Source organism: Christensenella intestinihominis, assembly GCF_001678845.1.
In the GTDB taxonomy this organism is placed as follows: domain Bacteria; phylum Bacillota; class Clostridia; order Christensenellales; family Christensenellaceae; genus Christensenella; species Christensenella intestinihominis.
The window spans coordinates 67128-80573 of record NZ_MAIQ01000003.1; the positions used below are offsets into that span (position 1 = coordinate 67128).

At 54.7% G+C, this 13446-nt stretch carries 12 protein-coding genes; 1 reads left to right on the plus strand and 11 read right to left on the minus strand.

The annotated features are described in order from the left end of the window. Positions 1-61: 61 nt before the first annotated feature. The gene (locus tag BBD38_RS05415; RefSeq protein ID WP_066685563.1) at positions 62-982 is read right to left on the minus strand and encodes an AraC family transcriptional regulator; all 921 of its coding nucleotides are present in this window, start codon (positions 980-982) and stop codon (positions 62-64) included. 162 nt (positions 983-1144) lie between these two features. Between BBD38_RS05415 and BBD38_RS05420 the strand changes: the two genes are divergently transcribed. Next, positions 1145-2152 carry a carbohydrate kinase family protein gene (locus BBD38_RS05420; protein WP_066685565.1) on the plus strand — a complete coding sequence of 336 codons (1008 nt, stop codon included), beginning with the start codon at positions 1145-1147 and terminating at the stop codon, positions 2150-2152. 68 nt (positions 2153-2220) lie between these two features. Here BBD38_RS05420 and BBD38_RS05425 read toward each other — a convergent pair whose 3' ends face one another. From BBD38_RS05425 to BBD38_RS05470, 10 genes are all read right to left on the minus strand, one after another. Then, positions 2221-3696: an FGGY-family carbohydrate kinase gene (locus tag BBD38_RS05425; protein WP_066685567.1), complete on the minus strand. Its 1476-nt coding sequence runs from the start codon at positions 3694-3696 to the stop codon at positions 2221-2223. Between the two features lie 95 nt (positions 3697-3791). Continuing rightward, the gene (locus BBD38_RS05430; protein ID WP_066685569.1) at positions 3792-4706 is read right to left on the minus strand and encodes a class II fructose-bisphosphate aldolase; all 915 of its coding nucleotides are present in this window, start codon (positions 4704-4706) and stop codon (positions 3792-3794) included. Positions 4707-4834: 128 nt separating this feature from the next. Further along, on the minus strand, positions 4835-5902 hold the full coding sequence (locus BBD38_RS05435; RefSeq protein ID WP_172807768.1) for a zinc-dependent alcohol dehydrogenase: 1068 nt from the start codon (positions 5900-5902) through the stop codon (positions 4835-4837). A 138-nt stretch (positions 5903-6040) separates the two neighbouring features. Then, positions 6041-7231, minus strand: coding sequence for a cupin domain-containing protein (locus BBD38_RS05440; RefSeq protein WP_066685573.1), 1191 nt, complete (start codon positions 7229-7231; stop codon positions 6041-6043). Between the two features lie 12 nt (positions 7232-7243). Beyond that, the gene (locus BBD38_RS05445; RefSeq protein ID WP_066685575.1) at positions 7244-8137 is read right to left on the minus strand and encodes a sugar phosphate isomerase/epimerase family protein; all 894 of its coding nucleotides are present in this window, start codon (positions 8135-8137) and stop codon (positions 7244-7246) included. Positions 8138-8380: 243 nt separating this feature from the next. Then, positions 8381-9289, minus strand: a complete 909-nt coding sequence (locus BBD38_RS05450) for a LacI family DNA-binding transcriptional regulator (protein ID WP_066685578.1) — start codon at positions 9287-9289, stop codon at positions 8381-8383. A gap of 35 nt (positions 9290-9324) precedes the next feature. Next, positions 9325-9432 carry a LacI family DNA-binding transcriptional regulator gene (locus BBD38_RS15180; protein WP_082770986.1) on the minus strand — a complete coding sequence of 36 codons (108 nt, stop codon included), beginning with the start codon at positions 9430-9432 and terminating at the stop codon, positions 9325-9327. A gap of 426 nt (positions 9433-9858) precedes the next feature. Next, the gene (locus BBD38_RS05460) at positions 9859-10704 is read right to left on the minus strand and encodes a sugar phosphate isomerase/epimerase family protein (RefSeq protein ID WP_066685583.1); all 846 of its coding nucleotides are present in this window, start codon (positions 10702-10704) and stop codon (positions 9859-9861) included. Positions 10705-10818: 114 nt separating this feature from the next. Continuing rightward, positions 10819-11970, minus strand: coding sequence for a Gfo/Idh/MocA family protein (locus BBD38_RS05465; RefSeq protein WP_066685586.1), 1152 nt, complete (start codon positions 11968-11970; stop codon positions 10819-10821). Between the two features lie 187 nt (positions 11971-12157). Further along, on the minus strand, positions 12158-13147 hold the full coding sequence (locus tag BBD38_RS05470; protein ID WP_066685588.1) for a sugar phosphate isomerase/epimerase family protein: 990 nt from the start codon (positions 13145-13147) through the stop codon (positions 12158-12160). Positions 13148-13446: the final 299 nt, after the last annotated feature.

Sequence of the window (13446 nt, forward strand, 5' to 3'; positions counted from 1 at the left end):
AGGAAATCCCGCCCCTTATCTCCGGGACATCTTTGCTATTTTTCTGGGACAGCTTTGCGCATCACAGAACGCCGCGCCCGCCCAGGAATTCCAGTGCACGGCTTACTTCCATGACCGTATGCTGTTCATTCTGTTCGTCTACGCGCTGCGTGCTCGTGCGGTATTTTTTGCGGTATTCGCCCGGCGTACAGCCGAACTCCTTCATAAAGGTTTTATTGAGGTATTTGTAATCCGAAAACCCGCATTCCATGCAGATATCGATATGGCTGAGGTCCGTATGCAGCAGCAGGTATTCCGCCCGTTCGACCCGCATGCGGTTTAAATAGTTTTGGAAGGAAATTCCAAGGTGCGTCTTGATGAAATGGGAGAGGTAATACATATCGAGGTTTTCGTGCTCCGCGATTTCCTTGAGGGTGATGGGGTACATATAATTTTCGCGCATATATTCGATGATGCGGCGCAATCTTGTCTTGTTGCGGTTTTCCGCCGCCGCCGTCTTTTCGTCGAGCACCGTATATTCGTCATACCGCAGCATACAGAACAGCATGTGGTTTAAGAGCGACATCATTTCAATCGCGTATCCGTCTTCTTTTTTGCAATAGCAGGAAACGATCCTGTCCATGCATTCCCGGAACATGCCCCAATATTCGGGCGATGTGCTTTTCAGGATGTGCGTCTTGTTAAACCTTATGCGGGAGATGCGCGGGTAATATTCCTTGCACAGGTTCGGATCGAACTGGAGCACCATCAGAAGGTTGTTTTCCCGCGTCCGGCGCAGGCTGTGCACGGCGTTGCGGTTGCTGAGGAAGATATCGTTCTTTTTCAGCAAATGCCGCTGCTGGCCGTCGTCGATATTCACGCTTCCGTCGAGCACCAAAAAAATCTCCATATCGCTGTGGAAGTGCAGCTCACGCCAGTTAATGGTGACGACAAAGGTTTTCAGGCTTGTTCCCGCGATATGTTTTACGAATTCATATTCCATAAGATTCCCCGCCCGTGACAAAGTGATCTTGAAAAAATGGCAAACCTGTCATACTTTTTGTTCGCTTACCAAATTAAAATAGGTTATAATCATTATAACACTATTGTATCGGCATGCGAATTGTTTTTATCGCTTCCGCCGGTCTCTCTGGAGGAGTAAAAAATGAAAAATGGTATTTGTGTCGCCGGAAATGCGATTATCGATATTTTATATCCGATCGAGCGTTATCCCGGCAAAGGAGAGCTCACCACCATCACCGAAGGGATTATGCAGGCCACAGGCGGCGCGCTGTGCAATGTAATCATGGACCTTGCGCGGCTCGATCCGGCGCTCCCCCTGACGGCAATCGGGCGGATCGGCGACGACCCCGAGGGCAGGGTCATTATGGAGGAGCTTGCCAAGTTCCCCAATATCTCTACGGATCAAATGGTATATGAGGGGAAAACCTCGTTTACCGCCGTGATGTGTGAAAACGACAGCAAGCAGCGCACCTTCTTCCAGTACCGCGGCGCGAACGCGCAGCTGTGCGAGGAGGATTTTGACTGGAGCCGCATCGACTGCGGGCTCCTGCACATCGGGTACATCCTCCTGCTCGACACCCTGGACGAGGAACATGCGGAATACGGCACCAGGATGGCGAAGCTGCTGCATGACGCGAAAGCAAACGGCATCAAAACATCCATCGACGTTGTGAGCGAAACGGGCGACCGCTTCGCGCGGCTCGTTCCCCCCGCCCTGAAATACACGGACTATTGCATTATCAACGAAATCGAAGCCCAAAACGCAACGGGCGTCCCGCTGCGCACGGAGGACGACGCGCTTCTGGAGGAAAACCTTGAAAAGGCGCTCCGCCGCTTATTTGAAATGGGCGTTTCCACGTGGGCTGTGATTCATTGCCCGGAGGGCGGCTTTGGTATGGATGCGGACGGGAATTACACCCGGCTTCCGAGCCTCGTCCTTCCCAAGGGCTACATCAAGGGCACCGTGGGCGCGGGCGACGCATTCTGCTCGGGCGTGCTGTACGGCGCTTACGAGGGACGTCCGCTTAAGGACGCGATCCGGCTTGGAATCGCATCCGCCGCATGCTCCCTTTCGCGCGAGGGTTCCACCGAGGGAATGCGTACCGCAAAGGAAGCCATGGAGCTTTATACCGGAATGTCGGGCAAATAAAAAGGATACTGAAAAGGGCCGTCACGGGATGCTGTTTAGGCGCCGGGGCGGCCCTTTTTTATTGCAGGTCAGCCCCCGCTTTTAAGGCGTGTGTGGAGGGTGCGGTATTCCTCGAATTTCTCCTTATAGAATTCACGGTGTTCGCCGTTCGGCTCCAGCGTATCCACAATGTGGGTCATGCTTCCGGCCGCCTCTTCCACGGAGCCGTATACGCCGAGGGCAACCGCGCCGAGCGCGGCGCAGCCAAGCGCCCCCGCCTCGCGGCAGAGCGGCGTTGAAACGGGAAGCTGCATCACGTCCGCTTTTACCTGCAGCCACGGCCTGCTTTTGCTGCCCCCGCCCACGCAGGTCAGGCTTTCCGCATGGACGCCTTGCGCGCGCAGCAGCTCGAGGTTCAAATATTGGTCGAGCGCAAGCCCCTCCAATATTCCGCGATACAGGTCAAAACGCGTTGTTTCAAGGCCCGCGCCCGTCAGGGCAAAACGCGCGTGCGTATCGAGATACGGCGTTCCGCTGCCCGTAATATACGGCTGCACCATCAGCTTCGTCGGTTTTTTGGGGAAATTTGCTTCAAACAGCGCAAAGGGCGGTCCGCTCTTTTCCGTTTCCGCCGCGGCGAACGTCCTGAAAAACCATTCGACCAGCACGCCGCATGACGGATTATAGGCGAGTGTGCAGTATTTTCCGTTTTCCCACACCGGCTCGCTGGAAAGGCCGTTCCGCATGATGGCTTCCGGCTGGAATATGCCGGTAAAAATGGGGGTCAGGCACTCGGAGGTGCCCATGGAACAGGCGACGCTGCCCGCCGCGAGTCCCGTGCCGATTGCCGAGGCCGGCTGGTCGTGGATGCCCGCCACGATCTTCATGGTTTCGGGCACGCCCAGCTCCGCGGCCACTTTGGGGCTCACCGTGCCGATCACCGTGCCCGCGGGCACAGGCCGCGAAAAGAGGCCCCGGTCGATGCCGAAACGGTCCATCATTTCCCCGCTCCATGTGCAGCTTCGCGCATCGAACAGCATGGACCGCGACGCGATGGAATAATCCACCGCCGCACTGCCGCTGAGCATATAGCCGACATAATCCTCGATGAATAAAACCCGCTTTGCCCTGCCGTACAGCTCCGCCTTGCGTTCCTTGAGGTAAAGCAGCTTGGAAATGCTGTATGTGGGGGAAAAGGGCAGACCGCAGACGCGGGCAATTTCCCCGTGCGGAATATCCCGCGCCGCACGCAGGAATTCTTCCTCGCCGCGCGGATCGGTAAAGATCATGATATCGTGCAGGGGCTCGTCCCTTTCGTTGAGCATAACGAACGCCTCGCCGAATGAGGCGGCCGCAAGCGCGTCAATCTTTCCGGCTTTCGCGCATGCTTCCCCAATCACTTCTTTTGTCTTTTTCCATATTTCGCACGGGTCAAGGCCGCGCAGTCCATCCGGGTCGTATTCTGTTTCGTAGGCGCGGTACGCATCCGCAAGCTGCGTCCCCTGTTCATCAAACACAACCGCCTTTACGCCGCTCGTTCCCACGTCAAGTCCGCAGAAATTCATAATATGCCCCCCTTGCTTCACAAATGGCATAAAAGAGAACCGGCGAGCCGGCTCTCTTTTGTGCGCCTGGATTTTAAAATTGCAGCGCGGCTTCCTTATTCCCCAAACAAAAGGGCGCGCGTGCCGCTGATGCGCAGCGTGTCGCTCAAAAGTGCGCGTACCGCTTCATAAACCGCTTTGCGGCCCGCTTCGATATCGTCCCCGCTTGCCTTCATTGCCGCTTCATATGCCTGACGTACTTCCGTGCCTACGTTGATCTTCGTGATGCCCGCTTTAATGCCCGCGCGGATGTATTCCGGGTCGATTCCCGAGCCGCCGTGCAGCACAAGCGGAATACCCGTCGCCTGATGGAGCGCCGCGATATGGTCTACGTCAAGGCGCGCCGTGGGCTTCTTCTGGTCGCGCGTGGCGTCCGCAATCGCGCCGTGGATATTGCCAACCGCGACGGAAAGCCAGTCGCATCCGCTCTTTTCCACAAACTGTTTTGCTTCCGCAAGGTCTGTGAAGCCCGTTTTGGTCGCAAAGATTTCTTCATAGGGCATCATTTGCCCGCTTTCGTGCCCCATTACCGCGCCAAGCTCCGCCTCGCAGGGAATGCCTGCCGCATGCGCCTTATCCGCTACCTTTTTGGTTGCGGCGGCGTTTTCCTCAAAGGACAGGCGGGACGCGTCCACCATCACCGAGCCAAAGCCCGCCTTGATCGCGCGGTCAATGATCGGAAGGTAATCCACTTCCTTATAATCCTCGTCCACCACCGGGACGTGGTCAAGGTGCAGCATGGTGTGCTTTCCGTCCGCGTATTTCCTGTATTCCTCCGCCACTGCTTCAAGGCTCTGCGCGCAGAATTTTTCCCACTCCACGCGCGCCACCTCTACCATGGCGACCGAATTTTCATCCACAATTGCCTGCACGATCGGTTTCAGCATCGGGAGGTGCGGGACGTTGAACGCCGGGATTACCGTTTCATGCCGCCGCGCAAGCAGCATCGTTTCTTTCGTATCAATAGCCATTCGTGTACTCCTGTTTTTTTAAATAATAATTAGACAACAGGTAATAAGTGAGGATACCGGCTTCACCGGCGTTTTATTTGTGTCCGAAGGACTCCTTCTTTATTCCTTATTACCTGTTCCCTTCCTTCTCAGTCCATCACGAGGACGCCCTTGATCTTGTCCTCCTTGGATTCCTTCATGAACACAATCCCCTTTTCCGCATCCTCAAGCGAGAAGCGGTTGGTGATGATGGGGGAAAGGTCTACCTGGCCGGAGGCGATGACCGCAAACACATTGTCCCACACGAGGGGCGCGAGCCACGCGAATTTCAGCGTACGCTCGGACTGGATCGCGTCGAGGACCGGCACCTGCAGCTTATCGTCCGGGCCCGGGAGGCCAAAGTATACGATGGTCGAGCAGGGCCCCGTAACCTTGAGGGCGTCCTGCAGCGCATCCATATTGCTGGTCGCGACGATGGCGCGCGGCGCGGCTTCGCCGTTGTTGATTTCGGCAACGCGCGCGGCTACGTCCGCCGCATAATACTGGGAATTCGCGTCCGTATTGTTGATTACATGGGTCGCCCCGCACTCGAGGGCTTTTTTAAGGCCGTAGTCTTTCCTCGCGACCACGATCACCTTGCCGGCGCCCGCGGCTTTCGCAAGCTGCGCCTGCATCAGGCCAATGCCGCCCGTGCCGTAAACGACAACCGTCTGCCCGAGCTGTACATTAAGGCGCTGGACTGCGTGCGTCGCGCACGCAAGCGGTTCCGCAAGCGCCGCGTCTTCAAAGCTGACCTCGTCCGGTATCTTATATACGTGCGTATATTTTACTTTTACATATTCCGCGAAGCAGCCGTTCACGGAAACGCCGATGGTCTCCACATGGCTGCACGTGTTAAATTCGCCGCGCATGCATGCCGGGCAGGCGTTGCACTGCTGCACCGGGTTTAAGGCCACGCGGTCTCCCTCGTTGAAAAGCCCGAGCTTTTTCGGGATGCTTCCCACTTCCGCAACCACGCCGGACGCTTCGTGCCCGAGGTACATCGGGCCCTTTCCATTCGGCGTATCAAGCGGGCTGTGTCCGTAATAATAGGAAATGTCCGAGCCGCAGATGCCCACGGCCTTTACCTTAACCAGAACCTCGTTGTCGGCAATCTGGGGAATATCGTGCTCCTCCAGCTTCATGACCATGGGTTCATAAAAATTCTGAACTTTCATTTTTCCCTTCATAAGCTTTTCCTTTCTGGCTTGCGGCGCGCCCCGCGGCGCGCCTGCTAAACTTTTTCCTTTCGCAAAAAAACCACTGAACGATCACCATTTGCCCGCCGCCCTGCGGCCCCGGTCAAATTGGATATTTCATACCTGCGGCATCCCGCAGTCGGGGCCAAAGTGCTTTAAAATTACGAGCGGCTCCACAGGCGAGGTGTTTTTCACGAGCACGCCTTCCCGCGCACGCGCGTTTGAAACAAAGAATTCGTCCGCTGTCAGCTGGCCGTAGCGGATAAGCGTGGGGGATTCCACAACGAATTTCCCGAACTGGCCGCGGCCCTGCACCGCAAGGCAGCCGTAGGCCGCCGCGTCCTTAATCAGAACCTGGGCGCCCGGCTCGACCGTCAGCTCCTTTGCCGCGACAAAATCGTTGCCGTAGCAAATCCAATCCTGCTTATAGCCCTCGCCGGTTTCGTCCGTGACCGGGGGACGGAAGAACTTCTCGCGGTAATTTGTGATCGTGTTGAGCTCCCAATCCGCCGCGTCCATGATCGCGTCGAGGTCGCGCTCGCTGCCCGCGGGCACATAGCCGCACAGGCTCTGGTAATCAAACACTTCGCCTTCCACGATGTTTTCCCACATTGCCATGACGTCGCTGTTCCACTGCGGCTCGTAGGTGCACAGGGAACCGGGCGCGTGCACCACGCCCGCGGGCGTGAACCAACCGGTGCCAAGCTCCATACGGAACGCACGGGACAGCTCGAGGATGCGCCCGTCCGCCGTCTCAAACTTCGCCAGGCGTTCCTTTACCTGTTCCTTCGTGACCGACGGATCGAACCCAAAATACGTCACCGGGCGGATGCCCAGGTGGTTGTTATATTGCTTGGGGAAGAAATAATGCTCGTGCTTGGGGTTGACCCCCACCTTTTTGCACGCTTCCTCGCGGTGGTGTACATGGTGGAACAGCGGCTCGTTGTAATCGTAAAATTTGGAATACATCGGCCATGTGCCGTAGTCCCGGATCAGCTTTTCACCGATCAGTTCCGCGCCCAGCGCTTCGACAAATTCCTTGAACAGCACAAGGTGGTCCGCATTCCCGTCCACGTTGACAAAGCTCATTCCCTCGAATTCTTCCGCGCCTTCCGTTTCCACCTTTGTGATGGATGAGAACCAGCGTTCCACGATTGCTCCGCGCTTTAACCCCATCGCGTAATAATCATCCGGATGCAGGCGAATTCGCTTGCCCGGGCGGTTGAACGGCCGGGGCACCCACGTGGGAGCGAGGGAAAGTATGCCCTCCCCGCGCTCCAAAATATTCCTGATTTCCTTTGTTTCCATGTTGTCCACCCTTCAGCCGCAGTATTTTTTGTTGAATTTGTCCACGAACGCCTTGCAGTCCGCCGTTACGTTCCACGCATCCGGCCATTCGCACAGGTCGATCGCCCACCAGTCGCCCTTGTAATCCGCCTTATCGAGCAGCGCGGGGATGATTTCGTCAAAATCGATTTTGCCGAGGCCGAACGGCGCGTGCGTGCTTGTTTCCGCCACATTGAGCGTGCCATCCGAATCGATCACATGGACAAGGCCGATTTTTCCTTTCAGCATCTCTGCAAATTCCACAAGGCCGCCGTCGAGCTTATTCGGCTCGATATGCCGCGCGCCCATTACCGCGGACATATACCCGTGGCAGGTGTCGAACAAAACGCTGAAGTTCGGCTCGTTTACTGCTTCATACGTTTCCAGGATATACTTCGGCTCGTTAATCATGAAGCCGGGCTCAAATTCCCAGACCACCTCAAGGCCATAACCCTGCGCAATCTTCGCGATGCGCTTAAAGTTGTCCACAATTTTTGCACGCGCCTGCTGATACGTCATCCCCTCCGGAAGAATCGGCGGCGTGCCCGAATCCACACGGATGGTTTTAAAGCCCATCTGCGACGCAAATTCGGCGTTTTTCTCAAACAGCGCAATCCATTCCTCGGGCTGCTTTAAGGAGTCGAGGCTCCACAGGTCGCAGGCAAAGTCCGCAACCTCGAGATTGTATTTTTTGAGAAGCTGTTTCAGCTCTTCCCTTTTTTCGGGCGTATCATATAATTCAGGATTTGCATGCGGCTTGAATCCGCCCATGCTGATTCCGTCAAATCCGAGTTCGTTCAGTTTGTCGCACAGTTGCGGGAGCAAAACCGGATCGTCCGCAAACGCCCCAAATACATATGCCCAGCTTCCAATCGATACTTTTTTCATATTGTCCACCTCTCTTTTTGGATTTTATTTGAAATATAGATCATGGCCCCGCTGTAAACGAAGCCTCAATTTCCAGTTGGCGCGCATCCTTACCCTGCCGCTTCCCACGTCGCGGAAAGCTTTTGCGGCCGTCCATTTAATCGATTAAGCAACCCTTATAAAGAAACACACATTTTTCCCTTGCCGCTCTATCCTCTTTTTATGTACATGGCCTGTGCTCTATATGAAATAAAATTAAAAACATCACCACATGGAAAGGTTCCAGTCGCCGGGCTGGTCCGCAACAGTGGACTGGCGCACAACCAGTTTGGCTTCGAGGATAATCGCCCGCGGAGCCGCCTTTCCTTCCCCATCCATCAGCCGTTTCAGCTCTTCAAACGCCGTATAGCCAAGCTCGTATTTCGGGAGGTCAATCGTCGTGATCTGCGGGCTTACTAGCGTGCTCGCAAAAATATTGTCACAGCCTGCGATCGCCACCTGACCGGGAACCGCGATTCCCGCTTCTTTCAGCGCCTTGAGGGCGCCGATGGCCATCTGGTCGTTCAGTGTCTGGATGGCGTCGAAGCGCAGGTTTCTTTTCAGGGCCGCTTTCGTCGCATCATACGCCGAGAGGGCCGAAAAATCCGCTTCAAGCACAAACTCGCTGCGGAACGGAATCTCATTTTCTTTTAAGGCGTCCAGATAGCCCTGGTAGCGCTCCTGCCCATGTACAAGCTCTTTCCCGACCTTAATATAGAGGATGTTCCTCTTTCCCTGCTCAATCAGGTGGGAAGCGGCCGCTTTGCTGAGCTTCTCATAATCCACCAGCACCGATGAAATCTTGGACGAATCCATGATCTGCTCCATAGACACCACCGGGAAACGTTCCCCGCTGTTTTCCTCCGCCAGTTCCCCGGCCCATTGCGCCAGGTACTCCGCCTTGCAGCAGGAATCTATGATAATCCCGTCCACATAGCTTGCTTTCAGGTATTCTACGCTTTCCTGCTCCGTCACAAAATCAAAATTGCTCGACAGGAAATTCACCCGGTAACCCGCTTTCTTTGCCGCCGTCTCAATTCCCTTGAGGACATTCGGAAAAAATATCTTCGTGATATCGGGGAGCACGACGCCAATGGTATGCGTTTGCTTTACCTTAAGCCCGCGCGCGAGCAAATTAACCTTATAACCGAGTTCGTTAATCGATTTTTCTACTTTTTTTTTACTGTGGGGCTGACAAAATTTTTCCCCGTAATTACGTTGGATACCGTTGCGACAGAGACACCTGCATGTTCCGCAACATCTTTCATTCTTACCATCGTCTGGGTTCCTCTATTATACGAACGCTTGCGCACCGGCCTGTTTTCCGGCGCACTGACTGAAAATTGTTAGAGTCAAAGCCTTCTTAATCGTTTAATTAGACTATACCACATCACTTTCAATTTTGTCAATCATTTTATACGTTTCGGGGCGGATTGCGGCGCTTGCGCCGGGCGCGAAACATAGTCCCGACTTTTTGCAATATCGTGCGCGCCGGGCATGGGAATCCCGCCGAAAAAATGTGCCGGAAAATCATAATTATCCATTTTATCGGCGGCTGGACTTTTCCCGCCGGGGATACGCGCGGAAAGCATATTTTAAAAGTTTTACGGAACCTGCGGCCCGTACGTACCGCGCTTCCTGCCGCCCTTTTCCGCAAAAAAAATCCGCACACGCTGCATGCGGCGTGTGCGGATTTCCCGGTCTTATTTAAATACTTTTTTCAGGAACGGAATTCCGTTTTCCGCAATCGCTTCGGGGGATTCCGCAAACGGACGCCATACGGACGCCGCTTTTGCGATCTCCTTGCAGTCCGGCGTGAAGGACTCGATCAGGCAATAATCATCATAGCCCGCGTCCTTGATTGCCGCGGCAATCGCTTCCCAGTTGAAGTTATCTTCACCCGGTGTTCCACGGTTGTTCGCGCAGGTGTGGAAATCAAAGATTTTTCCTTTTGCGGCGCGAATCGCAGCGGGAATGTTGGATTCCTCCACATTCATATGGAAGGTGTCGAGCAGGAACCCAAGATTATCATAGCCAACGCGGCCGATGAGGTCGAGGCCCTGCTCTACCGTATTAATGAAGTCCGTCTCAAAACGGTTCAGCGGCTCAATCGCAAGCTTAACGCCTTTGTCCTGCGCATACTGCGCGCAATCCTTCAGGTTTTCCGTCGCCCAGTCCCAGGCCTGTTTCTTTTGGTCTTCCGTGATCTGGCGCGCCTTGCCAACCGCGGAATACAGCGGGCCTGCAACAACCTTTGCGTCAATCTTAACCGCGAAATCCACCATATCCTTGATATACTGGACGCCGCCCTTGCGGTACTCCGGGTTATCCGAAGACATATCCCGCGTGTCGCCGAACGCGCCCGTGATTGTAGGCGTTTCGATACCCGTTTCCGCTTTTGCGGCGTTGATTGCGTCTGCGTCGATCGTAGACCAGTCCTCGGGTACGATCTCATAGATGTCGCAGCCGTATTTTTTTGCCAGTTTGAACTGCCCGAGCGCATCGCTGAACGGCGACTGCCAGGCGAGTGATACCATACCAAATTTCATATTATTGTCCTCCTGCTTCTTAGCGCGCCAACGTGCGCCGGTGCGGGAGCCGCGCTCCCCTTTTCCCGAATCCTTCGGCCGGGTCCGCCGCACGCTGGCATTATGATGTCTTTGTTATTTTTCCATTGTCACCCATGCGCAGCCGGCTTCGGAGCTGTCTACGCACTTGTTCGAGAACTCCACGCCCTCGATGCCCATATCGATGGTCGGATAGCCATAGGCCGCTTCGTCCACCTGTTTTCCGTCGAGTTTATCGCGCAGCGCCGCGCAAAAATCTTTATAAATATTGGCGAACGCTTCCGTGAGGCCCTCCGGATGTCCGCAGGGAACGCGCACATATTTTGACGCTTCCTCCTCGAGGTATCCGCAGCCCCGGCTGTAAATCTTCGGCGGCTCGTGACGCATGGAAACGCGCAGGTAGTTGTTTTCTTCCTGTACGAATTCAAGAGTGCCCTTTTCGCCGAAAATACGGATTTTCAGGGCATTGTCAAACCCGATTGCAACCTGCGACGTCCAATACATCCCCGTCGCGCCGCCCCGGTATTTTACCATAACCTCAACGTTATTGTCGAGGACGCCGCCCTTGCCGAATACGTCAAGGTTGCAGCACAGCTTATCGATTTTAAGGCCCGTTACATAATTGACCCAGTTTTCAATGTGCGTTCCGAGGTCCGCAACGCATGCGCCGCGTCCGGAAAGCTTCGGGTCCGCGCGCCACGGCTTATTGTCCTCCGTGATCGTCTCCAGCGAGTCGAGCAGCCAGTCCTGCGGATATTCCGCCATCACCATGCGGATATCGCCGATCTGCCCCTTCCGGACCATTGCGCGCGCCTGCCGCGCCATGACGTGGCCCGTATAGGTGTAGGTCACGCAAAACAGGCAGCCATGCTCCTTGGCGGTTTTTTTCAGGTCTTCGCCTTCTTCTACCGTGAAGCACAGCGGTTTTTCACATACAACGCTGATTCCCTGTTCCAGGAACAGCTTCGCCGCCGGATAATGGAACCGGTTGGGGGTTACGATATCAACCCAGTCGATTTTATCCTCGCGTTTTCCTTCCGCTTCCGCCATTTCTTCAAATGTCGTATAGTTGCGGTCCGGATCGATGCAGAGCTCGCGCCCTGCCTGCTGGCGCTCCTCTTCAATATAGGAAAAGCAGCCTGCCACCAGCTCCGCCTCGTCGTTCAGGCGAACCGCCGCACGGTGTACGCCGCCGATAAACGCACCGGGGCCGCCGCCGATCATACCATATCTCAATTTACGTTCCATGATTCAATCCTCCTTATAACAATTTGTCAAAAGATTGGTTGCAACCTTTTGGTATAAATTGCATATGCAAGCGGTTTATCAAACGTTTCGCATAACCTGTGTTATGTTAAACCGCCGCAAAGCATCAGCGCGCCGCGGGAACGGCCCGACCGTCCCCACGCGCCCTGCAAATGAAATTTCAGGTTCCTCAGTCGTTTGCGATTGCTTTGTCGAATGCTACGTCGGACGGCTTGAAGTCAACGTCGCGTACAAAATCGCACGCTTCCGTCGCGCCATAAATGCGCTCCATGCCGCTGTCTTCCCATTCTACGGAAAGCGGTCCTTCATAACCGTACTGGTTCAGCTCACGGATAATTTCTTCAAAGTTCACGTCGCCGTGGCCGAGGGAACGGAAGTTCCAGCCGCGCGCCGTGTCGCCAAAGGTAATGAAAGAGCCGAGGATGCCCGCGCGTCCGTCGAGCGTTACCGCCGCGTCTTTCATGTGCACATGATATACCCTGTCGATGAAATCGCGCAGGAAAATTGTCGGGTTCACGCCCTGCCACAGCAGGTGGGACGGGTCAAAGTTGAAGCCCAGCGTTTCCCTGTAATCGAATTCGTCAAGAAGGCGCTCCGCCGTATAATAATCGAATGCGATTTCCGTCGGGTGCACCTCCAGCGCGAACAGAACGCCGTTTTTGTCGAACTCGTCAAAAATGGGAGTCCACAGGTCCACGATTTCCTGATAGCCCGCGTCGATCATTTCTTCCGTCGTCTGCGGGAAGGAATACCAATACGCCCAGATCGGCGAACCCATAAAGCCCGTTACAACGTCAACACCCATGTTCTTTGCCGCCTTAGGAACATACATCATTGTCTCGATCGCCCACTTGCGAATCTCTTCGGGCTTGCCCGCCAGCTCCGACGGCGCGAAATTGTCGAGACGCGGGTCCCATTTGTCGCCCACGCATTGTCCGACGATGTGCGCCGCAAGCGCCCATGTTTTCAGGCCATATTTCTCCATCGTGCCTTTGAGTTCATTGCAATAGTCCATGTCCTCCGCCGCGCGTTTGGGATCAATGTGCGAGCAGCACATGATTTCGAGCCCGTCATATCCCATTTCCTTTGCCGTCTTGCACAGGGTTTCAAAATCCATGTCGCCCCACTGTGCCGTCATTAATGTAACTGGTCTTGCCATCACTATTACTCCCTTCGTTTTTAGTCTTTTTATCGTCAGCTTGAAAAATTCAAGTTGGAACCTGTTTTTTTGGATTGTGTTTCTGCTTCTATTATAACAAGATCGTTTTAATTGTGCCCGTTTTTTTAGCGAAATGCGGAAAGTTTTTTCCGGGCCGCGGGCAGCGAAACGCCCCGGAAAACGAGCCGATCCTTCCTTACTTTATAGTGTAACGCCGGAAAATGAAATAACCATGACACATTTGTCTTTTCCGCAAGATGAATTTGTCGCGGAAACCATCTCCCTGTAAAAAAAGGCCC

Excerpts from the sequence above, each read along its gene's own strand:
- BBD38_RS05465 (WP_066685586.1), bottom strand. The coding sequence starts at position 11,970 with ATGGAACGTAAATTGAGATATGGTATGATCGGCGGCGGCCCCGGTGCG.
- BBD38_RS05460 (WP_066685583.1), bottom strand. The coding sequence starts at position 10,704 with ATGAAATTTGGTATGGTATCACTCGCCTGGCAGTCGCCGTTCAGCGAT.
- BBD38_RS15180 (WP_082770986.1), bottom strand. The coding sequence starts at position 9,432 with ATGGTAAGAATGAAAGATGTTGCGGAACATGCAGGTGTCTCTGTCGCA.
- BBD38_RS05440 (WP_066685573.1), bottom strand. The coding sequence starts at position 7,231 with ATGGAAACAAAGGAAATCAGGAATATTTTGGAGCGCGGGGAGGGCATA.
- BBD38_RS05415 (WP_066685563.1), bottom strand. The coding sequence starts at position 982 with ATGGAATATGAATTCGTAAAACATATCGCGGGAACAAGCCTGAAAACC.
- BBD38_RS05425 (WP_066685567.1), bottom strand. The coding sequence starts at position 3,696 with ATGAATTTCTGCGGACTTGACGTGGGAACGAGCGGCGTAAAGGCGGTT.
- BBD38_RS05435 (WP_172807768.1), bottom strand. The coding sequence starts at position 5,902 with ATGAAAGTTCAGAATTTTTATGAACCCATGGTCATGAAGCTGGAGGAG.
- BBD38_RS05470 (WP_066685588.1), bottom strand. The coding sequence starts at position 13,147 with ATGGCAAGACCAGTTACATTAATGACGGCACAGTGGGGCGACATGGAT.
- BBD38_RS05420 (WP_066685565.1), top strand. The coding sequence starts at position 1,145 with ATGAAAAATGGTATTTGTGTCGCCGGAAATGCGATTATCGATATTTTA.
- BBD38_RS05445 (WP_066685575.1), bottom strand. The coding sequence starts at position 8,137 with ATGAAAAAAGTATCGATTGGAAGCTGGGCATATGTATTTGGGGCGTTT.
- BBD38_RS05430 (WP_066685569.1), bottom strand. The coding sequence starts at position 4,706 with ATGGCTATTGATACGAAAGAAACGATGCTGCTTGCGCGGCGGCATGAA.